Source organism: Amycolatopsis sp. NPDC049868, from assembly GCF_044461365.1.
Taxonomy (GTDB): domain Bacteria; phylum Actinomycetota; class Actinomycetes; order Mycobacteriales; family Pseudonocardiaceae; genus Amycolatopsis.
The window spans coordinates 187,134-207,451 of the sequence record NZ_JBITKV010000005.1 but is presented as its reverse complement, the minus strand read 5'-3'; the positions used below and the strand labels follow the sequence as shown (position 1 = coordinate 207,451).

Sequence of the window (20,318 nt, the reverse complement as noted above, 5' to 3'; positions counted from 1 at the left end):
GATATCGATTACCCGGTCGTGCGCCCGCGCCGACGAGGACCATCACGGTCGGCGCCGCCGGTGGGCGGCGCCGTGTCGGGTTCCGTGATGGCCCTCGTCGGCAGGGTGTTGCTGGAAGAGAAAGTCAGGCGGAGAGCGGAACTCCGGACAGCTGCCGTTCGAGTTCCACGCTGGTGGCGTAGTCGGGCAGCAGCCCCTGCCGCTCCGCCTCGGCGAGCGTGATGGCGGCCTGGTCGCGTTCGGACAGCGTCGGCTCGACCTCGGTGCCGACCGGCAGGCCCAGCGCGGGGTCCAGGGCCGACAGGGCGAGTTCGTTCTGCGCCACGTAGCCCGCGGAAAGCATGTACGACATGACGGTGTCGTCTTCGAGCGCCACGAAGGCGTGGCCGACGCCGACCGGGAAGTACATCGTCCGGAAGTCCTGCTGGTCCATCAGGACCGCGTCCCATTTCCCGAACGTGGGCGAGCCGACCCGGATGTCGACCACGATGTCCAGCGCCCGGCCGCGGGCGCAGTAGACGTACTTCGCGATTCCCGGCGGCGTCACGGTGTAGTGGATTCCCCGCACCACGCCACGTTTGGACATGCTGTGGTTCGTCTGCGCCACGGGGAAGAGCGGGCTGCCGTGTGCTTCGGCGAAGGCCTCCTCCTGGAACGGCGAGACGAACAGGCCCCGGTCGTCGGGGAAGACGCGCGGGGTGAACTCGATCGCGCCTTCGACGGCGAGTTTGCGTGCTTGCACGGCTTGCTCCTGTGCTCGGTGTCGGTCAGAGGGTGGACAGGACTTCGCGGACCGCGTGGATGACCTTGTCCTGCAGGTCGGGCGAGAGCGCGGGGTACATCGGCAGTGAGAAGATCTCGCCTGCCAGCTTCTCGGTGACCGGGAGCGAACCCTTCTCGTAACCGAGGTGGGCGAATCCGGTCATGGTGTGCACCGGCCACGGGTAGCTGATGTTCAGGTGGATGTCGTACGCCTTGAGACGTTCGAGGATCTCGTCACGACGCGGGTGCCGCACCACGTACACGTAGTACACGTGCTCGTTGCCAGGGACGGTCTTCGGCAGTTTCAGCTCGGTGTCGCCCAGGGCGTCGACATAGCGCTGGGCGACGGCCCGGCGGCCGGCGGTGTAGGCGTCGAGCCGCTTGAGCTTGCGCCGCAGGATCTCGGCCTGGACCTCGTCCAACCGGCTGTTGTGGGCAGGCGTCTCGACCGTGTAGTAGCGCTCTTCCATGCCGTAGTACCGCAGCCGGCGCAGCTTCGCGGCCACGGTCTCGTCGGACGTGATCGCCGCGCCGCCGTCGCCGTAGGCGCCGAGCACCTTGGTGGGATAGAAGGAGAACGCGGCCGCGTCGCCGGTCGAGCCCGCGATCGTGCCGTTCTGGCGGGCGCCGTGCGCCTGGGCGCAGTCCTCCAAAATGGACAGTCCGTGCTTCGCGGCGAGTTCCTTCAGCGGGGCCATGTCCACGCACTGGCCGTACAGGTGGACGGGAAGCAGGCATTTGGTGCGGTCGGTGATCGCGGCCTCGACCTGGCCGGTGTCCATCAGGAAGTCGTCCTCGCGGACGTCGACGAACACCGGGGTGGCGCCGGTGCCGTCGATCGCGACCACGGTCGGGGCGGCGGTGTTCGACACCGTGATCACCTCGTCGCCCGGCCCGACGCCCAGCGCCTGCAGGCCGAGCTTGATCGCGTTCGTGCCGTTGTCGAGGCCGACGCAGTGGCCGGCGCCGTGGTACGCGGCGAATTCCGCCTCGAAGCCGCGCAGGCTCGCGCCGAGCACGAGCTGCCCCGAGTTGAAGACCGTCTCGACCGCGTCGAGCAGGTCGAGCCGTTCGGTCTCGTATTCCGCGAGGTAGTCCCATACGCGCGTGGTCATGTGCGAGCCTTTCCGTGAACTGGGGTGGTCAGCGCGGCGACGGTGCGACGCACTCCTTCGGGCAGTGAGATCTCCGGACGCCAGCCGGTGATCTCCCGGAACGGCGTGGAATCGATGGTGACGCTGCGAAGATCCGTCGCCGGCGCGTGCGACGGGGGTTCCACACAGGTCACCTCCACCGGGCTCCGTCCGGTGTGGGCGGCCATTTCCTTGGCCACGAGCCGGAAGACGTCGGCGAGCTGGTCTCCGCGGCCGGCGCCGAGCAGCCAGTGGCCGCCGACCAGTGCGTCCGGGGCGGCCAGCGCCGCGGTGAACGCCGCCGCGATGTCCTCGACGTGGACGAGGTCGCGCCGCACGGTGCCGTCGCCCCAGATGGTGAGGTCCTGGCCGTCGAGCGCTCGCCGCGCCATGGCGGACACGACACCGCGGTCGAGGTTCGCGCCTTCGGCCGGGTTCTCGCCGAACACCGTGGGCAGCCGCAGGCTGATCCCGCGCACGAGGCCGTCGGCCGTGGCCTTCTTGAGGACCTGCTCCGCCGCCAGTTTCTGCTTGTCGTACGGGGTTCCCGGCTCGTCGGGCTCGCTCCCGTCGATCGGTTCCCGTGGCGGCACACCGACCTGCGACGCGGCGCCGCCGTAGATCACGAGCGGAGGTTTCCCGCTGACGACGTCCACGAGATCCCGCATCACGCCCAGGTTCACGCGTTCGGCTTCCTCGGTCTCGGCCACCCGCCAGCCGCCGTCGGCCAGAAGCAGGTACACGATCGCGTCCGAGCCCGCGACCGCGTCGGCCAAGGCGGCGCGGTCGGTGAGATCGGCGGCGACGACGGTCGTTTCGGCCGGGCCGGGCGGCGGCGTGATCGGCCTGCGCGCCACCGCTCGCAACCGGATCGGTTGCCGCGCCAGCGCGCGGGTGACGGCCGAGCCTACGAAGCCCGACGCCCCGAGGACGGTGATCAGCTTCATTTCATGCCTTTCCTTGCGGCTGCGCCGTCGCGGCGTTGATACAGGCGAGCAGGGTGCGGGCCTCGACGTTGACGTAATGCCCGTGCCGGGTGAGCGCGGTGAGCTGGGCGGGCGTGACCCAGGCGTAGCCGGGCGGGGCCACGGTCGTGTCGTCCGCCTCGACCGCGAGATAGCGGGCCCTGACGTTGAGGAAGCGGCCGCCCTCCTCGGAATGTACCGCCTCGTAACGGATCCGCGACCGCGGTGCGTCGAGGACGAAGTCGAGGAAGGGCGGGCGGCTCTCCGACGGCAGGTGCGCGTAGTTGTGGGGCGTGCACTGCACGGTCGGGGCCAGCTCGACCGTGTCCAGGAAACCGCCGTCGGCACGGGCGTGCACCAGAACGTGCGGCACGCCGCCGATCTCGCGCACGAGGAACGCGACGACCCCCATCCCGACGGATTCCAGCAGCGGCTGGGTCCAGCTGATCTTCTCGCGGTTGCTTCCCTTGACCGCGACCGCGAGGACCTTGAAGTACCGGCCGTCCTCGTGCTCGATCGCTTCGACGCCCTGCTTCCAGCCTTCGACGTCCGTGAGCGGGATGCGCCGGGCGCGCACGTCGTGGCGTGAACGCTCGTTCGTGAACCACGAGAGGAGCTGGACGTCGGAGAGCAGCGCGCCGGGAGCCTCGTCGTGGTACGGAAGACAGGACAACACGCTCCTGGCGTTCATGTTGATCGTCTCGTCCTCGTGCATCAGCTCCGCGATCTGGCCGAGGGTGAGCCAGCAGAAGTCGTCCCACAGCGGCACGTCTTCAACGGTCTCGACGATCATGTTGCGATTGGACTTGCGGAAGAACCACGAGCCCTGTTCGGCCTGGAGGACGTCGACGATGATCCGCTCCGGGTCGGGCGGGGCGAAGTATTCGATCAGTTTGACGTTCGTGCCGCCGTGCGCCTTGGTGTAGTTGCTGCGGGTGGCCTGCACGGTCGGCGAGAGCTGCACCAGGTTCGGGTTCCCCGGCTCCATCTTGGCCTGCATCAGGAAATGCAGGACGCCGCCGAACTCCTTGGCCAGGATGCCGAGAATGCCCACCTCGGGCTGTTTGATGACCGGCTGCCGCCATTCGCGGTACGGGCCGTCGCCATGGGGGCCGTCGGCCTCGACCACGTGCAGGCCCTCGATGGCGAAGAACCGTCCGCTGCTGTGCACGAGATTGCCGGTGACGTCCTCGAACCACCACTGGTCGAGATCGGCGAAGGGAATGCGTTCGACGTGGAAGACGTTGGCCTCACGGCGTTCGGCGATCCAGGCACGGACGTCCTCGGTCCGCATGTGCACGCCGTCGGTCGTCGCGGCCGACCGGGCGATGCGGTCGGCGTGGTCGCGGTCGGCGCGAGGGCGCACCGTCACGGGCGGAGCGAGGCGCGGCATCGAAGGACTCCTTTCGTGGTGGCCGTGAGTGATCCGGGTCGTTCTGACGACCCGGATCACTCACGACCCGCTGTACCGAGTGCTCAGCCGCCGGGCCGCGCTCACCGAGTCGCAGCCCGCCAGGCCCAGCGCGTTCCGGAGTTCGACGGCGAGCAGGTCGAGCACCTGGCGGGCGCCCTCCTGGCCGTCCGCGGCCAGCCCCCAGATGAAGGGCCGCCCGATCAGCACCCCGGACGCGCCGAGGGCGAGCGCCTTGAGCACGTCCCCGCCGGTCCGGATCCCGCCGTCCAGCAACACTTCGCAGCCACCGGAGACCGCGCCCGCGATCTCCTCCAGCATCGCGATCCCCGGTACGGCGCCGTCCAACTGACGGCCTCCGTGGTTGGACACCACGATTCCGGCCGCCCCCGCGTCGACGGCGCGCACCGCGTCCTCGACCGCGAGGATCCCTTTGAGCACCACCGGAAGGTTCGTGTGCGCACGGACCGCCTCGACGGATTCCCAAGTGGCCGGGGCGAATTCGCGCGCGGTGTGCTCGGCGACGGCGGAAAGCCCTTCCGTACGGCGATGCGCGGCCGCACCGGCGTCGAAGTTGGCCGCCGTCACCGATTCCGGCAACGCGAAGCCGTTCCGCATGTCCCGCAGCCGCCGTCCCATCCACGGCACGTCGACGGTGAACACGATGGCCTCGCAGCCGGCGTCCTCCGCGCGGCGCACGAGCTCCAGCGACCGTTTTTCGTCGCGCAGCCAGTAGAGCTGGAACCACGGCCGTCCACCGACGGCCGCGATGTCCTCCAGCGGGACACTGCTCAGGGTGCAGATGGTGTACGGAACGCCGGCGTCGCGCGCCGCACGTGCCGCCGCGAGCTCGCCTTCGGGATGGAACAACCGCTGGTACGCGACCGGCGCGACCGCCACGGGAAGCGCGGCGCGCCGGCCGAGAACCTCGGCCTCGGTGGTGCCGCCTGCCAGCTCGCGCAGCATCCGGGGGATCACGAAGATCCGCTCCAGCGCGGTGCGATTGGCCGCCAGCGATGCCTCGGCGCCGCTGCCCCCGGCGAGGAAATCCCAGATCTCGCCGGGCAGCGCCGTCCGTGCGGCACGTTCGAGGTCGTCCAGGCAGAGGTGGGTCATCGCCGGGCGGGGCCGAGCTTGCTCTGCCCGGTGCGCTCCAGCTCCACGGCTTCGTACAGGGCCTTGATGTTGGAGCTGCCGAACGTTCCCGCGCCCTGCCGCTCGATGATCTCGAAGAAGATCGTCTTGCGCGGGTGGGTCGAGGCGGTGAAGATCTGGAACAGCTGGCCGCCGTGGTCCTCGTCGGCGAGCAGCTTCGTCTCGCGCAGGTCGTCCAGCGAGTGCGTCTCCAGCTCGATCCGCTCGCCGAGCAGGTCGTAGTAGGCGTCCGGGGTCTTCAGGAATTCCACGCCACGCGCGGAAAGCTCCTTGACCGCGCGGACCGCGTCAGGGCTGGTGAAGGCGATGTGCTGGACACCGGATCCGTGGTGTTCCTTGATGAAGTCGTCGATCTGGCCGGGGTCGGCGGTCTTGTCGGGCTCGATCAGGGTGAGGGTGACCGCTCCCGACGTGCTCTGCACGACGGTGGAGTTCATCGCCTGCGCACCGACCACGATGTGCTCTTCGAAGATCTGCTTGAAGCCGAGCGCGCGCTCGTAGAACGCCACCGTGGGGCCGAGGTCACCGGCGTTCAGGCAGACCGCGAAGTGGTCGATCGCACCCAGATCCACGCCGCCCTTGCCACGCGGGGCCTCCTCGGCGACGTCGCTCTGGATCAGCGTGTGCACGACATCGCCGAAACCGCTGACGGTGGCCGTGACGACCGAGTCCGCGCGCTTCTCCGGCTCGCGGACGGGTTCCGCGCCCGCCTTCACGGCGGCCTCGAAAGCAGCGGCCACGTCGGGGGTGCGCAGCGCGATGTCGGCCACCCCGTCACCGTGGGTCTGCAGGTAGGTCGCCCCGGGGTGGCGGTCCGACAGCGGCTCGGTCAGCACCAGCGCGATCGCGCTGTGCCGCAGCGTCACGCTCCGGTGGTCGGCCGACCGGTCGGTGGCGGTGACGGTGACGGAGAAGTCGTACTTGTCCATCCAGCCGGACGCGGCCACCTCGAGGTTGGCCACATACATTTCCACATAGTCGATTTCGAAATTCTGCGTGCTTTCGTGAGAAGACAAGACATTCCTCCGTGGAATAGATGTAATCCTCGATCACAGGATGGCGCGAAGCCATTTCCGCATCAATGGTGTCCGCTTGACAGCTCCGTCCACATCGGACGGACGCCGGGTCAGCGGCCCGTGAACCGCACCGGGAGCTCCCGGTATCCCTGCACGACGACCGCCCGCAACCAGGACGGCTCCTGCACCAGCTCCACTCGCGACACCCGCTCGGCCACCTCCCGCAGCACCACCGCCAGCTCGATCCGCGCGAGCGCGGATCCGAGGCAATGGTGCATGCCGTGCCCGAAAGCGATGTGCCGGTTGGGTTTCCGCCCCGGCCGGAACGTGTCCGGGTCGTCGAACACGGCGGGATCCCGGTTCGCGGCGGGAAGCCACGCGACCACCGGCGTGCCTGCTGCGAGGTCACGGCCGTTGATCGTGACGTCGCCGGTCGTCACCCGCAGCACGTGCATCGCGGGCGAGGTCCAGCGCAGCACCTCGTCCACGACGGTGTCGACGTCGACGTCCCCGTCCCGCACCTGGGCCAGAAGTCCCGGCACGGTGGCGAAAGCGTGCACCGCACCGGTGATCGCGTGCCGCGTGGTCTCGTTTCCGCCGATCAACACGTTGTCGCAGTTGAGCAGGACGTCGTCGATCGAGAGCTCGTCGTCGGAAAGCAAGGTGCTGACGAGATCTTCGCCGGGGCTCGCGCGGCGCGCGGTGATCAGCTCGTCGAAGTAGACGAGGATCTCGGTATGCGCCTGACGTGGCGTCATCCCGTCGAACAGTTCGTCCTCGCCGCCGAACGCGTGGTTCGTCAGGTCGATGAGCATGTCCTGGTCTTCGGCGGGCACGCCGAGGATTTCGCAGACGACGGCGGCGGGGATCCGCGGGCCGATCGCCGCGGCCACGTCGCACACCTCGGCGTCGAGCACCCGGTCGAGGACGCCGTCCACCTCGGTCCGCACCCGTTCCGACAGTTTCCGCGCCGCCGCCCTCGACAGCAGCGGCCCCACCAGTTTGCGCAGTTTCCGGTGCTGATCCTGTTCGGAGACCACCATCATCTGGCCACCCGAGTTGTCGGGATGATCGCGGTCGAAACCGATCATCATCCCGTATTCGGAGGTGAACGGGGCCGACGGGGCGAGGACCGCCGCGCACGCCTGATGCGAGAACACGGACCAGAAGCCGCTGGGTGAGCTGCCCGGCCCGCTCCACAGCATCGCGTCTTCCGCCGCGTACTCGCGCCACCGGTCGTGCCGGGCAAGAGTCGTGTACAGGTCGGGATCGCCGAGATCGACGGCTGTCGTCGTCTGCATGAATGGTCTCCAGGTCAGGTGTGTGCGCCGTCGAGCACCTTGGCGAGCTGAGCCACTGTCGGCGCGTCGAAGAACGCCTGCACCCTCAGCCGGATCTTCAAACGTTCGCGGACCCGGCTCACGAGCCGGGTCGCGAGCAGCGAATGGCCGCCGATCTCGAAGAAGCTGTCCTCCACCCCGACGGTGCTGACGCCGAGCACTTCGGCGAACAGCTCGGCGAGGATGATCTCCGTGGGGGTGAGCGGTGCCCGCCCGGCCGCGCGCCCGGCGTGCTCCTCTTCGGGAGTGGGCAGGGCGACCCGGTCGATCTTGCCGTTGGGCGAGACCGGCAGGCTCGGCAGACCGACGACCACGTCGGGCACCAGATATCCGGGCAGCTGCGCACGAAGCGGCGTCAGGAGTTTCTCGGTGGGCACACGCTCGCCACCGACGCCGACCACGTAGGCGACGAGCCTGTTCTCGTGTTCGGTCACCACCGCCTGTGCCACGCCGTCCACCGCCAGCAGCGCGGCCTCGACCTCGCCCGGCTCGATCCGGTGGCCGCGCACCTTCAGCTGATCGTCGACCCGGCCGACGAAGACGTACTGACCGTCCGGACGCGTCCGCACCCGGTCGCCGGTGCGGTACATGCGCCCGCCAGGGCCGCCGAAGGGATCCGGCAGGAACCGTTCCGCGGTCGCGGCCGCTCTTCGGAGGTAACCGCGGGCGAGACCGGGCCCCACCGCGTACAGCTCGCCCACATCGCCGTCCTCGACGGGGCGCAGCCTGTCGTCCAGGACGTACGTGCGGACACCGGTGATCGGCCTGCCGATCGGCGGCGTCTCCTCACCGGTCAGCGGCTCGCTCGCGGTGACCGCCACCGTGGTCTCGGTCGGGCCGTAGGCGTTGATCATCACGCGGTCCACGGCCCAGCGTTTCGCGACCGGGGCCGGGCACGCCTCGCCGGCGACCAGAAGGGTCAGCCCGGCGGGCAGGCCACCCGCCTCCTCCAGCGGCGCCAGCGCGGACGGCGGCAACGTGACATGGGTGATGCGCTGGTCGCGCACCAGCCGGGAAAGCGGCTCGCCGGGGACCAGATCCGGCGCGGAGGCCAGGACGAGACAGCCACCCGCCTGCCAGATCGGCCAGAACTCGGCGACCGCGGCGTCGAAGCTGGGTGACGCGAACGCCAGCAACCTGCTGTCCGGCCCCAGTTCCTGACGGCGCACGTAGTCGTCGGCCAGGTTCGGGATCCCGCGGTGCGTGACCAGCACGCCCTTCGGCCGCCCCGTCGAGCCCGAGGTGTAGATGACATACGCGGGATGACCGGGGCGCAACGGGCCGATCCGGTCCTCGTCGGCCAGGTTCGGCTCGGACCGGCCCGGCTCCCGCTCCACGCTCAGGATGACCGGGGCGCCGGTCACGTCCTGCCCCGGCAGGCACAACAGGCAGTGCGCCGCCGCGTCGTCCAGCATCTGCCGCTTGCGTTCCTCCGGATAGTCCGGGTCGACCGGCACGTACGCGGCGCCCGCCTTGTGCACGGCCAGGATCGCGATGACGAACTCGATCGACCGCGGCATCGCCAGCGCGACGAGCCGCTCCGGGCCGACACCGTGCGCGACGAGCCGCCGGGCGAGCCGGTTGGCCTCCCCGTTCAGCTCGGCATAGGTGAGGGTGGTGCTGTCCATCGCCACCGCGGGCCGATCCGGCAGCACGGCTGCGGTCGCCTCGAACAGGGCGGGGGTCGTGGCCGCCGAAAGGACGGTCATGCGGTCTCTCCCAGTGTCTCGCGCGATTCGGTGCGGAGGAACCGGATCAGCTCGCGGTTCACCGCTTCCGGGTTCTCCAGGTAGCCGAAATGCCCGCACTCGGGAATCGTGCGGTAGGTCGCGCCGGGGATCGCGGAAGCCAGCTCCAGCCCGGCCGCCGGCGGCGCCACGAGGTCGTGCTCGAACGAGACGACGTGACAGGGCACCTTGATCTCCTGGTAGGCGCCGAGACGATCCGGCAACGCGCTCAGCAGCAACTGCGACCGGACACCCGGGCCCCAGGACCCCGCCGCGGCGAACAGGTCGAGCCAGTCGCCGGTGAGATCGTCGTCGGCGAGCGTCGCGGGCCCCAGGTTGTGCATGGCGCGGACCGCGGCGAGAAAACCCGGCGGCAGCTCGATGCCCTGCTCGATCAGTTTCGCCTCGCCCTCGGCGAGCTCGCGCTGGACGAGACTGCTCTTGCCACAGGCCGCCATCAGCACGACCGACTCCAGCAGTTCCGGATGGGCGAGCGCGACCTCTTGCGCGATATAGGAACCCATCGACGTGCCGACCACCCGGCACGGCACCGCGTCGAGATAGTCGATCAGGGCGGCCACATCCGCGACGAGGTCTTCGATGGTGAATCCGTCCGCGCCGTCGTCGCTCGGCGGAATCCCGCGATTGTCCATCGTGATCACCCGGAAACCGGCGGCGCGGAGCGCGGGTACCTGATGCAGGTCCCACACCGAACTCGGCGCACCGGTGCCGGTCAGCAGGAGAACCGGCGGGCCGTCACCGCAATCGTTGTAGGACAACCGGATCCCGTTCTCGGTTGTCATCAGCATGATGCTCCTTGAGGGAAAATGGCTGCTGCGCCAAGACGTGGCACGGATCCGACCGTACCTTCGGAGATCCGGTGTCAAAGAGCATCGGCAATGGACAATTCCCGGAAATGGGGCGTCCACTGCCTCTTCTTGACACTCCGAGGGACTGTGGAAATCCTAGTATTCATGGATTCAAACGGTCTGTCCACTCACTTGAACGTGGAAGCGCTGCACGGATCGCTCACCGATCCGGCCATCTCGTCGATGAACCTGCTCAACGAACTGATCGACGAATACCCTGTGGCCATTTCCATGGCGGCAGGCCGGCCGTATGAAGAGTTCTTCGACATACGGCTCATTCACTCCTATCTCGACGCCTATTGTGATCATCTCCGGCGCGACCGGAAAATGGGCGAAGCCGTGGTGACCCGCACGCTCTTCCAATACGGCACCACCAAGGGAATCATCGCCGATCTCATCGCCAGGAACCTCGCCGAGGACGAGAACATCGACGCCGCCCCCGAATCCGTCGTCGTCACGGTGGGCGCGCAGGAAGCGATGTTCCTGGTCCTCCGCACGCTGCGGGCGGGCGAACGGGACGTGCTGCTCGCCCCCGCCCCCACCTATGTCGGCCTGACCGGGGCGGCACTGCTCACCGACACCCCCGTGTGGCCGGTGCGGTCGAACGAGAACGGCATCGACCCGGACGACCTCGTCCTCCAGCTGAAGCGCGCCGACGAGCAGGGCAAACGGGTCCGCGCCTGCTACGTGACCCCCAACTTCGCCAACCCCACCGGCACCAGCATGGACCTGGCTTCGCGCCACCGGCTTCTCGACGTCGCCGAGTCGCACGGGATCCTGCTCTTGGAGGACAACGCGTACGGCCTGTTCGGCTCCGAGCGGCTGCCCTCGCTGAAATCCCTCGACCGGTCGGGATCGGTGGTCTATCTCGGCTCCTTCGCCAAAACCGGGATGCCCGGCGCCCGGGTCGGCTTCGCGGTGGCCGACCAGCGGATGGCAGACGGCGGCCTGTTCGCCGACCAGCTTTCGAAGCTCAAGGGCATGCTCACGGTGAACACCTCCCCCATCGCGCAGGCCGTGATCGCCGGGAAGCTCCTGCTCAACGACTTCAGCCTCACCAAGGCCAACGCGCGGGAAATCGCCATCTACCAACGGAATCTGCGGCTGACGCTGGGCGAGCTTGAGCGCAGGCTCGGCTCGTGCGAGGGCGTCAGCTGGAACACCCCGACGGGTGGCTTCTTCGTCACCGTCACGGTGCCGTTCGTCGTCGACGACGAACTGCTGGCAACCGCCGCCCGCGAACACGGCGTGCTGTTCACCCCGATGCATCACTTCTACGGCGGCAAGGGCGGATTCCATCAGCTCCGGCTGTCGATCAGCCTGCTCACGCCGGACCTGATCGAAGAGGGGATCACGCGGCTCGCGGCGTTGATCAAGCCGCGGCTTCCCTGAGGTCCCTTACGCGGAAAGGCCCCCATCCTTTGGTGAGGATGGGGGCCTTCTCGCGTTTCGGGTCCGGATGTCGCGAAAGCCACTTTCGCGACGTCTGACGTCTCGAAAGTGGCTTTCGCGACACTATTTCCGCACTGCCGCGCTTACCCGGTCAGGGCTTCGTACCGGTCACCAGCGCGTGCTCGAACGGCAGCTCGACCGAGCGCACGTCGACGCAGCCGACCGACTTGAGCCACGCCGAGGCCTCGGCCTGCGGCCAGGCCATCCCCCGCCCGGTGGCGAGAATGTTGAGGTACAGCGAAAGGCGTGCCGAAAGCGGGCCGCCGGTCTCGTCGTCCGCGGCCGCGAAACCGTAGATCGAGATCTTCCCGCCGGACGGCAGCACCTCGTACGCCTTGGCCAGCAACATCACGGACTGCTCGGCCGTGAAGGTGTCGAGGACGTGGCTGAACAAGGCGTGGTCGGTACCGCCGGGGAACGCATCGGTCAGCAGGTCGGCCGGGTGCAGGGTGAGCCGGTCGGTGACCTCGGCCGGTACCCGCTGCTCGGCCAGCGCCACGCTGCTGGCCAGGTCGAGCAGGGTGACCTTGAGGCCGGGGTTGGCCTTCAGCAGGGCCGCCGCCGTGGTGCCGTCACCGCCACCGACGTCGAGCAGATGCCGCGACGACTTCACGTCGATGTGCTCCAGCAGCCCCGGCATCGTCTGCAGCGAGAACGCCGACATCGCCGTGTAGAAGATCCGCGCCTTCTCCGGGTCGTTGCCGAGCCGCGCGTACAGCGTGTCCCCCGGGCCGTCGAGGGCGTCGAGGGCCTCGTTGGTGCCGGCCCGCAGCGCGGAGGTCATCCGCGCGAACGCCGGGTAGTAGATGGTCTTCCAGCTGAGCAGGATGTGCTGCCAGCTCTCCGGCCCGGTCGTGGCGAGCAGTTCGGTCGCGACCGGGTGGTTCACATAGTCGACGCCCCGCTTCTCGATCAGGCCCGAGGTGGTCAGCGCGAGCATCAGGACACGGACCTTGTGCGGCTCCAGTCCGGTGAACTCACCGAGCGCCGCGGCGTCGGCACCGCCGCGCTCTTCCAGGAATTCGAAGATGTCCAGCTCGATGCCGGACACCACCGCGTTGAACAGGGCGGGGCCGTTGGCGATCAGCTGGAAACGACGGTGAACCTCGGTGGAGTCGAGCGATTCCTGCATCTGCAGATTTCCTTTCCGGCCGGCGGAGACTTCCGCAGACGTTGAGAACGACACCGGCCCGCCTCAGAAGGAGCCGGACGCCGGTCCGGCATTGGCGTCGAAAGAGCTGCCGGAGTAATCGGGATGGAGTACGGAGAGGGCATAGGTCGCGGGCGCGGCGATCATCGCCACGACCCCGAGGACGAGAGCCGCCGTGACCAGGGATTTCGACGCGCTTTCCCGCACTCGCGCCAGGATCAGCACGACGAGGGCGGCCACGCCGAGCACGAGCGTGCCCCATTTCGCCCACGGCAGGAAGTTCGGGTAATGGGACCACAGCCAGGCGCCCCAGGCCAGTTCCGCGGCGATCGCGATCGGCAGGATCCAGCCCTGCCTGCCGCCGTTGCGGTACGCCCGCCAGAAGGTCACGATGCCGAGCCCGGAAAGGGCCGCGATCGCAGGAGCGAGAGAGGCCACGTACGCGGTGTGCGCGACGTCGCTCGCGCTGAAGACGAAGAGGAAGGTCACCAGCCAGACGCCCCACATCACCAGACCGCCGCGCACCGGATCGGTGCGCTCGGCGCGGCGCCACCACCAGAGCCCGCACAGCAGCGACAGCAGGGCGAGCGGGAACAACCAGGAGATCGCGACGCCGAGGTGACCGTCGAGCAGTTTGGTCGCCCCCATCGGATCCGCTCGTGTCTCCACTTTGGACTGATCCGGCTGCGGGCCACCCGGCCCGAGCGGCTGTTCACCGTCGGCCTTCGGGCCGAGGTTCCCGTTCTGTTCGTCTTGGTGCTTGGTCCCGAAGTTCCCGTTCTCGTCCAGGCCCTGACCGCCGCCGGGGCCTTGCGGATCGCCGGGGCCGCCTTCCGGACCGCCCGGGCCGCCGCCGGGACCGTCACCAGGGCCACCCTCGGGCCCGCCAGGACCACCTCCAGGGCCGCCGGGGAAGTCACCGGGGCCGCCGCCGGGGCCGCCCGGCCCGAGCGAGGGCAGCCCGCCGCGGCCGTTGGGGTCTTCGGCGCCGGGCAGGTGGATGCCGACCCGGCCCAGACCGTTGTAGCCGAACACCATGGCGAACGCGCTGTTGTTCGTGGTGCCGCTGACATGCGGCCGCGCGCTGTCCGGGGTGAAGGTGTAGAGCGCGATCCACGACAGCGACACCGCCAGCGTCACCACACCGGCGATCCCCAGATGGGTCACCCGGCGGCGCAGCTCGACCGGGGCGGTGAGCAGATAGCCGATCGCCAGCGCGGGCAGGATCATCCACGCCTGCACCATTTTCGCCTGGAAGCCGATCCCGACCCAGACCCCGGCCAGCACCAGCCACTTCAGCCGCGCCTCCAGCACGGCACGCTGGTAGGCGTCGACGGCGAGGACCAGGCACATGGTGAGCAGGCCGTCCTGCATGCTGTGCCCGAACATGGACGCGAGGACCGGGGTGAGGGTGAAGACGCCGGCGGCGAGCAGGCCGGGCACCACACCCGCCCAGCGCCGCACGACCCGGTACATCACCAGCACCGAGACCACGCCCTCGATCACCTGCGGCAGCGCCAGCGACCATTCGTGGTAGCCGAAGATCTTGGCCGAGATGGCCTGCGGCGCGAACGATCCGGCGAGTTTGTCGAGCGTGTACGTCGCCCCCGGGTCGACGGTGCCGTAGAAGAACGCCTTCCAGCTCTCGGACATGCTCTTGGCCGTGTCCGAGTACAGCGGGGCGAAGTCGACCCTCGGCAGGTTCCAGGCGTAGAGCACCAGCGCCACGAACGCGATGCCCAGCAGCGCCGGACGCGCCCCCGGCGGCTGATCGGCGGGCGAACGCCAGAACGCCCAGCGGCTGCGCACGCTCTCGGGCGGGGCGTCCGGTGACGGTGACGGCAGATGAGTGAGTGTTGCGGACACTCCGGTACCTCCGGGCGTGATACGGCGGCTGTCGCGGATTCGCTCAACCATTGTCTTCGTCGAGGAGAACGGGCCAGGTGGTTTCGCCGAATCCGCCCCGCGGCGAGTTCTTCCGCGCGTGCTCGTCCAGCCTCGCGAAAAGATTCTTGTTCCGGCCGTTGAGCATCGTCAGCTGGGAAGAATAGCACTCCACCGCTTCGTTCTTCCGTTTCCAAGTCTCCGCCGTCGCGGGCAGGAATTCGGAATCCCCGAGGCGGAAACCGTGCGGCAATTCGATCTTTCCCGGGGTGAACATCGAATACGGGAGGTCTTCCCACAGCCGTATCGGAATGTTCTTCTCGCGCGCGGCCGACAATGCGGCGTCACGGGCGGCCACGTTGTCGGGATGGTCAACGACGGCCGCGCACGTGACGATCATCGTCGGCTCGAACTCGCCGACGACCGCCTCGATGTCGTCCTTGATCTCGGCGACGAGCGCGGCGTCGCCCGGCGAATCCTGAGCGACCGCGAGCTTTTGCCCGCCCTCCACGTGATCCGTGAGCCACCGGCCGTCCGGCAGCCTGCGGTAGATGGAGTCGAGGAACCGGCCGTGCCGGTAGGCCACCCCCAGCCGCGCGAGCGCGGCGATGTCCTCGTTCCGGCGATGGAGCGGCGCGTCGTCCCCGGGAGAAAGGCCCCACACCGCGTGCATTCGTTCCGCGGCGGCGGAATAGGGAGGCGGAGCGGTACCGGCGAAGACCGTGTTGACGAGTACCTCCGCGCCGTCCGCCGCCGCTTGGGCGAGACCGGCGCCGAAGGAAAGGACCGCGTCGTCCAGATGCGGGGAGATCGCCAGGATCCGGGTCTCGCCGGGGTCTTGAACCATGGGGACGATTTTGGTTACCGCCTTGTCGCGCTTCAACTGATGAGTCTGGACAGTGCCCGGGCACGGATCTCGCGTGATTGGAGACGAATCTCGCGTGATTGGAGGCGGATCTCGCGAGTTACGCCTCCAAGCACACGAGTCACGTCTCCAATCACGCGAGTTACGCCGCGGCGCGTATGAGGTCCGCGGCCACCGTCGTGCCGTCGGTACGGATCGTGCCGGCGACGGCCTTCGCGCGGGCACGGGTTTCCGGCGCCGAAGCGGTGATGAGCGCGGCGGACAACGACTCGACCGTCGGATTCGGGCCGTCGTGTCCCACCCCGATGCCCAGTTCGGCCACTTTGGCGGCGAAATGCGGATGGTCCGCGATCTGCGGGACCACGATCTGCGGGACACCCGCCAGCGCCGCCACATGCGTCGTACCGGTGCCGCCGTGATGGATCGCGACGGCGACCCGGCCGAACAGCGCCCGCAGGTTCTCCTCACCGACGGCCAGGCAGTCGGCACCGTCGTCGGGCAGCGTCAAACCGGCCCAGCCAGAGGAAAGCACGACCCGGCGCCCCTGCGCGCGGATCGCCTCGACGGCCACCTTGGCGATGTCGGCGGGGGCGGGCGAACAGCCGAAGCCGAGGTACACCGGCGGCTCCCCCGCGGCGAGAAACGCTTCCAGCTCCGCGGAAAGCGGCCGATCGTCGGGGTGGATCCACACACCGGTCCGAACGCCGCCGTCGGCCGGGGCGAGGACGGGATCCGCCGCGAGGAAGGGCTTGTCGGTGCTGCTGAAGTCGTACAGGTTCTTCACCGGCGGGAGGCCGATCGCGGCACGCAGGTCGTTGAGCGCGCCGCCGAACATCCCGTCGGCGCCGTTGTTGTACATGCCCCGGTGCTCGGGCGACGGCACGAGCGACGGCGAGGGAACGACGTAGAAGTACGGGATGCCCAGTTTCTCGGCCACCGACCGGACACCGATCGCGCCCGACAGCAGACCGGTCGCCACCACCGCGTCGCAGCCCTCGGCGGCCGCCGGGATCTTGTCGAACTGCTCGGCGATCCCCGCGATCGCGGCCTCGGGCGATTCGGGCGGCCCGCCCAGCGCGCCCGCCTCTGCGAGCACCGGCTTGCCGACGACGACGTGCGGCACGCCGACCTCGGCCAGCCGCCCGGTGTAGTCCGGCGGCGCGCACATCCGCACCTCGTCACCCTGCTCTCGCAGCCGGAGTGCCAGTGCCACCAGCGGTTCGATCTCGCCGCGGGTTCCGTACGACCAAAACAGCACGCGCATTTCGTATCCCCTGGGGTGCTTCAGCGCCGGACCGCGGCGATGCCGACCGTGGCGTAGTTGATGGTGAACGAGCCGCCGATCTCGTCGATCGCCGAACCGAGGAACGCCAGGAAGCGGGCGCGCGCGTCTTCCGCGAGGTGGTTGAGCCCGCCCTGGGTCGGGATCTGGTCCAGCCATTCGTCACGGGTGCAGACGCGCGACCATTCGAAGCGCAGTTCCTCCGGCTCGCTGAACGCGCCGGTCCGGAGGATGCCTTCGGCCGCCTTCACGTACTGCTTGGCGTAGATCCGCTCGACGTACTCTTCGACGTCTTCCTCGGTGTCCTTTTCGGACGGCGGCTCGAACTTCACGTCCGGCATCGCGTGCCGGTACGCCTCCCCCTGCGCCGTCATGACGGCTTCCGGGAGTTCGAACCCGTTGTCGAACAACGCGATCAGCCCCTGGGGAACGAGCACGTCCGCCACCTTGGCCGCGCCCGCGAAGGGGTCGACCCAGTGCCACGCGGTCCCCGAGGTGACCGCGTCGAAGGTGCGGCCCGCCGGGTCCCAGTCCTCGAACTTGGCGACCTCGACGTCGAGTCCCCGCCTGCGGGCGACCTCCGCCATCCGCGCGTCCGGTTCGACACCGAGCACCGTGCATCCCGCCGCCTGGAACGGACGCGACGACAACCCGGTACCGCAGCCGACGTCCACGAAGTTCTTGCCGGGGCTCAAGGAGACGATCCGGTCGACCAGTGCTTCGGGATAGGTGGGCCGGGCGCGGTCGTACCGTTCGGCGTCGGCGCCGAACCACTGCGCCATCTGCCGGTTCTCGTGCGGTGCTGCAGCCAGATCGGACATATTCCTCACCCTGGTCGGTTGATGGTCAAACGGAAACGCGGCCGACGGCGGCGCGCAGGCGCTCCGCCGCCACGGTCGTCCCGTCGCCGCAGAGCGTGCCCGCGACGGCCTTCGCACGTGCCCGGGTCTCCGGGGACAGCGCGGTGGCGAGCGCGGCGGACAGCGAGTCGAAGGTCGGGGCCGGGCCGAACTCCTCGAACGCCACACCGATGCCCAGCGCGGCCACCTGCTCGGCGAAGTACGGCTGGTCGGTGATCTGCGGCAGCACGACCTGCGGGACGCCCGCCCGCGCGGCCACGGTCGTCGTACCCCCGCCGGCGTGGTGGACGACGGCGGCGACGCGGCCGAACAGCGCCTGCAGATTCGCCTCCCCGACGGAGAAACAGTCGGCTCCGTCGTCGGGAAGCGCCATGTCCGCCCAGCCACGGGACAGGACCACTCGGTGCCCTTGCGCCCGGATCGCCTCGACGGCCAGCTTCACCGTGTCCGCGATCTCGGGCGTGCTGCCGAAACCGACGTACACCGGCGGCTCCCCCGCGGCGAGAAACTCCTCCAGCTCCACGGAAAGCGGCCGCTCGTCGGGCAGGATCCACGCGCCGGTCTGGACGGCGCCGAGCTCCGGCCGCGGCGGGGCGAGCACCGGATCCGCCGCCATCCACGGCTGCTCGGTGAAGCCGTATTCGACGAGGTTCCCCACCGGCGGCAGGCCCAGCGCCGCGCGACGGCCGTTGAGCGCGTCCGCGTAGCGCTTGGAGAAGACGTCGTTGTAGAAGTCCCAGAGCGCCCGGTTGTCGTCCATCGCCTCCTCGGGCGGCCGTCCGTCGCCCCGCGACAGCGGCGGCGGGTAATACGGCGACGGCAGGTAGATCGGGCAGTAGGCGGCGTAGAAGTACGGGATGCCCAGGCTTTCCGCCACCGACCGCACACCGATGGCGGCGGACAGGACACCGGTCGCCAGCACCACGTCACAACCCTCGGCGGCCGCCGGGACCGCGTCGAACTGCTCGGCGAGCTCGTCGGCGGGGCGCCTCGGTTCCGGTCCTTCCCCCTCCGACATCCCCCGCATCATGGCGCGCAACGACTGCCCGACCGGGACGACCGGGATGCCGAACTCGGCCAGCCGCTCCTCGGTGTCCGGCGGCGCGCAAACCCGCACCTCGGTGCCGAGTTCCCGCAACCGCACCGCCAGCGCGACCACCGGCTCGACGTCTCCGCGGAGACCGGTCGTCGACAACAACACACGCATCTCGTATCCCCTGGTCTCAGACGGAAACGCGGTCGACCGCGTCAAGGAGGAATTTCGCGGCCACGGCGGCCCCGTCGGTGCGGACCGTGCCCGCCACGGCCGTCGCCCGTTCCCGGGTTTCCGGGGCGAGCGCCGTCCCGAGCGCGGCGGTCAGGGACTCGAAGGTCGGTGTCGGGCCGTCGTGCGCCACGCCGATGCCCAGCTCGGCCACCCGGCCCGCGAAGTACGGTTGGTCCGCGATCTGCGGGACCACGACCTGGGGAACCCCCGCCCGGGTGGCGGTGGTCGTCGTACCCGCACCACCGTGATGGACGGCGGCGGCGACCCGGCCGAACAGCAGCTGCTGGTTGCCCTCCCCCGCCGCGAAGCAGTCGCTGCGGTCGTCGATCAGCGCCAGATCGGCCCAGCCGCGGGAAAGGATCACGCGGCGCCCGTGGGCACGCACGGCCTCGACGGCCACCCTGGCGGCCTCCTCGGGGGCGCGCATGCTGCCGAAACCGACGTACACCGGCGGCGGGCCGGCGGCGAGGAACTCCTCCAGCTCCGCGGAAAGCGGCCGCTCGTCGGGCAGTGTCCAAGCGCCGGTCTGGACGACGTCGAGATCCGTCGGCTGCAGCGGGGCCAGCGACGCGTCGGCCGCGAGCAAGGGATGATCGGTGAAGCCGTACCCGAAGACGTCCTCGACCGGCGGCAGGCCGATCGCAGCCCGCTGGCTGTTGAGCGGTTCACCGAAACGCCTGAGGGCGCTACGGCTGTTGCGCTCCCACAGCGCGCGGTTGTCGGCGCCTTCCGGCGCGGGCGGCTCGCCGAGCGGAGGCGGCGGCGCGTAATGCGGCGACGGGATGAACCGCGGGCAGTAGAACCCGTAGTAGTAGGGGATGCCCAGCTTCTCGGCCACCGACCGGACGGCGACCGCGGTGGCCAGCATCCCGGTCGTCACCACGACGTCGCACCCCTCGGCCGCGGCCGGGACCTCGGCGAACTGGACGGCCATCGCCTCGGCCGAAAGCCGCGGCCCGTCCTCGGGCGACGGCGGCTTCGCGTCCTTGATCGCGGTGCGGGTCGACCGGCCGACCGGCACCAGCGGCACGCCCACCCCGGCCAGCCGCTCGGAGGAGTCCGGCGGCGCTGCCATCCGCACTTCGGCCCCCGCCTCCCGCAACCGCACGGCCAAGGCCACCAGCGGTTCGACGTCTCCTCGGCTTCCGGACGTCGCCAGCAACACGCGCTTCACGTGGTT

Annotated in this window: 17 protein-coding genes; 1 reads left to right on the top strand and 16 read right to left on the bottom strand. The window is 69.5% G+C overall.

Annotated elements, in window-relative coordinates; genetic code table 11:
• Positions 1-124 precede the first annotated feature (124 nt).
• From ACIBTM_RS22685 to ACIBTM_RS22645, 9 genes are all read right to left on the bottom strand, one after another.
• Positions 125-742, bottom strand: coding sequence for a dTDP-4-dehydrorhamnose 3,5-epimerase family protein (locus ACIBTM_RS22685; RefSeq protein WP_395879065.1), 618 nt, complete (start codon positions 740-742; stop codon positions 125-127).
• A 25-nt stretch (positions 743-767) separates the two neighbouring features.
• Positions 768-1,877 carry a DegT/DnrJ/EryC1/StrS family aminotransferase gene (locus tag ACIBTM_RS22680; protein ID WP_395879064.1) on the bottom strand — a complete coding sequence of 370 codons (1,110 nt, stop codon included), beginning with the start codon at positions 1,875-1,877 and terminating at the stop codon, positions 768-770.
• Positions 1,874-2,842 carry an NAD-dependent epimerase/dehydratase family protein gene (locus tag ACIBTM_RS22675; protein ID WP_395879063.1) on the bottom strand — a complete coding sequence of 323 codons (969 nt, stop codon included), beginning with the start codon at positions 2,840-2,842 and terminating at the stop codon, positions 1,874-1,876. Before ACIBTM_RS22675 ends, ACIBTM_RS22680 begins: the two co-directional genes overlap by 4 nt.
• A 1-nt stretch (position 2,843) precedes the next feature.
• Entirely contained in the window at positions 2,844-4,253 is a 1,410-nt protein-coding gene (locus ACIBTM_RS22670) for an NDP-hexose 2,3-dehydratase family protein (RefSeq protein WP_395879062.1), read from the bottom strand.
• Between the two features lie 60 nt (positions 4,254-4,313).
• Positions 4,314-5,387, bottom strand: a complete 1,074-nt coding sequence (locus ACIBTM_RS22665) for an alpha-hydroxy acid oxidase (protein ID WP_395879060.1) — start codon at positions 5,385-5,387, stop codon at positions 4,314-4,316.
• Positions 5,384-6,442 (bottom strand): 4-hydroxyphenylpyruvate dioxygenase, encoded by a 1,059-nt coding sequence (hppD, locus tag ACIBTM_RS22660; protein ID WP_395879058.1) that lies wholly within the window; start codon positions 6,440-6,442, stop codon positions 5,384-5,386. The genes ACIBTM_RS22665 and hppD overlap by 4 nt, the downstream gene beginning before the upstream one ends.
• A gap of 110 nt (positions 6,443-6,552) precedes the next feature.
• A complete protein-coding gene (locus tag ACIBTM_RS22655) occupies positions 6,553-7,743 on the bottom strand; it encodes a cytochrome P450 (protein ID WP_395879057.1) in 1,191 nt (396 codons plus the stop codon).
• Between the two features lie 14 nt (positions 7,744-7,757).
• Positions 7,758-9,491, bottom strand: coding sequence for an amino acid adenylation domain-containing protein (locus ACIBTM_RS22650; RefSeq protein ID WP_395879056.1), 1,734 nt, complete (start codon positions 9,489-9,491; stop codon positions 7,758-7,760).
• Positions 9,488-10,318 carry an alpha/beta fold hydrolase gene (locus ACIBTM_RS22645; protein ID WP_395879055.1) on the bottom strand — a complete coding sequence of 277 codons (831 nt, stop codon included), beginning with the start codon at positions 10,316-10,318 and terminating at the stop codon, positions 9,488-9,490. The genes ACIBTM_RS22650 and ACIBTM_RS22645 overlap by 4 nt, the downstream gene beginning before the upstream one ends.
• Positions 10,319-10,483: 165 nt before the next feature.
• On the opposite strand from ACIBTM_RS22645, the gene ACIBTM_RS22640 reads away from it, so the two are divergent.
• Positions 10,484-11,770: a PLP-dependent aminotransferase family protein gene (locus ACIBTM_RS22640; protein WP_395879054.1), complete on the top strand. Its 1,287-nt coding sequence runs from the start codon at positions 10,484-10,486 to the stop codon at positions 11,768-11,770.
• Positions 11,771-11,921: 151 nt separating this feature from the next.
• On the opposite strand, the gene ACIBTM_RS22635 is transcribed toward ACIBTM_RS22640, so the two are convergent.
• The 7 genes from ACIBTM_RS22635 to ACIBTM_RS22605 all read right to left on the bottom strand — a co-directional run bounded on the left by ACIBTM_RS22635 (position 11,922) and on the right by ACIBTM_RS22605 (position 20,312).
• Entirely contained in the window at positions 11,922-12,962 is a 1,041-nt protein-coding gene (locus tag ACIBTM_RS22635; protein WP_395879053.1) for a methyltransferase, read from the bottom strand.
• Positions 12,963-13,025: 63 nt separating this feature from the next.
• Positions 13,026-14,846 (bottom strand): ArnT family glycosyltransferase, encoded by a 1,821-nt coding sequence (locus tag ACIBTM_RS22630; protein WP_395879052.1) that lies wholly within the window; start codon positions 14,844-14,846, stop codon positions 13,026-13,028.
• A gap of 43 nt (positions 14,847-14,889) precedes the next feature.
• Positions 14,890-15,711, bottom strand: a complete 822-nt coding sequence (locus ACIBTM_RS22625) for a PIG-L deacetylase family protein (protein ID WP_395879051.1) — start codon at positions 15,709-15,711, stop codon at positions 14,890-14,892.
• 160 nt (positions 15,712-15,871) lie between these two features.
• A complete protein-coding gene (locus ACIBTM_RS22620; protein ID WP_395879050.1) occupies positions 15,872-16,993 on the bottom strand; it encodes a glycosyltransferase in 1,122 nt (373 codons plus the stop codon).
• A gap of 20 nt (positions 16,994-17,013) precedes the next feature.
• Positions 17,014-17,832 (bottom strand): class I SAM-dependent methyltransferase, encoded by an 819-nt coding sequence (locus ACIBTM_RS22615; RefSeq protein ID WP_395879049.1) that lies wholly within the window; start codon positions 17,830-17,832, stop codon positions 17,014-17,016.
• A 25-nt stretch (positions 17,833-17,857) separates the two neighbouring features.
• On the bottom strand, positions 17,858-19,078 hold the full coding sequence (locus tag ACIBTM_RS22610; protein ID WP_395879048.1) for a glycosyltransferase: 1,221 nt from the start codon (positions 19,076-19,078) through the stop codon (positions 17,858-17,860).
• Positions 19,079-19,094: 16 nt separating this feature from the next.
• The gene (locus ACIBTM_RS22605) at positions 19,095-20,312 is read right to left on the bottom strand and encodes a glycosyltransferase (protein WP_395879047.1); all 1,218 of its coding nucleotides are present in this window, start codon (positions 20,310-20,312) and stop codon (positions 19,095-19,097) included.
• Between the last annotated feature and the right edge of the window lie 6 nt (positions 20,313-20,318).

Excerpts from the sequence above, each read along its gene's own strand:
- ACIBTM_RS22680 (WP_395879064.1), bottom strand. The coding sequence starts at position 1,877 with ATGACCACGCGCGTATGGGACTACCTCGCGGAATACGAGACCGAACGG.
- ACIBTM_RS22675 (WP_395879063.1), bottom strand. The coding sequence starts at position 2,842 with ATGAAGCTGATCACCGTCCTCGGGGCGTCGGGCTTCGTAGGCTCGGCC.
- ACIBTM_RS22670 (WP_395879062.1), bottom strand. The coding sequence starts at position 4,253 with ATGCCGCGCCTCGCTCCGCCCGTGACGGTGCGCCCTCGCGCCGACCGC.
- ACIBTM_RS22665 (WP_395879060.1), bottom strand. The coding sequence starts at position 5,387 with ATGACCCACCTCTGCCTGGACGACCTCGAACGTGCCGCACGGACGGCG.
- ACIBTM_RS22655 (WP_395879057.1), bottom strand. The coding sequence starts at position 7,743 with ATGCAGACGACGACAGCCGTCGATCTCGGCGATCCCGACCTGTACACG.
- ACIBTM_RS22650 (WP_395879056.1), bottom strand. The coding sequence starts at position 9,491 with ATGACCGTCCTTTCGGCGGCCACGACCCCCGCCCTGTTCGAGGCGACC.
- ACIBTM_RS22645 (WP_395879055.1), bottom strand. The coding sequence starts at position 10,318 with ATGCTGATGACAACCGAGAACGGGATCCGGTTGTCCTACAACGATTGC.
- ACIBTM_RS22640 (WP_395879054.1), top strand. The coding sequence starts at position 10,484 with ATGGATTCAAACGGTCTGTCCACTCACTTGAACGTGGAAGCGCTGCAC.
- ACIBTM_RS22635 (WP_395879053.1), bottom strand. The coding sequence starts at position 12,962 with ATGCAGGAATCGCTCGACTCCACCGAGGTTCACCGTCGTTTCCAGCTG.
- ACIBTM_RS22625 (WP_395879051.1), bottom strand. The coding sequence starts at position 15,711 with ATGGTTCAAGACCCCGGCGAGACCCGGATCCTGGCGATCTCCCCGCAT.
- ACIBTM_RS22620 (WP_395879050.1), bottom strand. The coding sequence starts at position 16,993 with ATGCGCGTGCTGTTTTGGTCGTACGGAACCCGCGGCGAGATCGAACCG.
- ACIBTM_RS22615 (WP_395879049.1), bottom strand. The coding sequence starts at position 17,832 with ATGTCCGATCTGGCTGCAGCACCGCACGAGAACCGGCAGATGGCGCAG.
- ACIBTM_RS22610 (WP_395879048.1), bottom strand. The coding sequence starts at position 19,078 with ATGCGTGTGTTGTTGTCGACGACCGGTCTCCGCGGAGACGTCGAGCCG.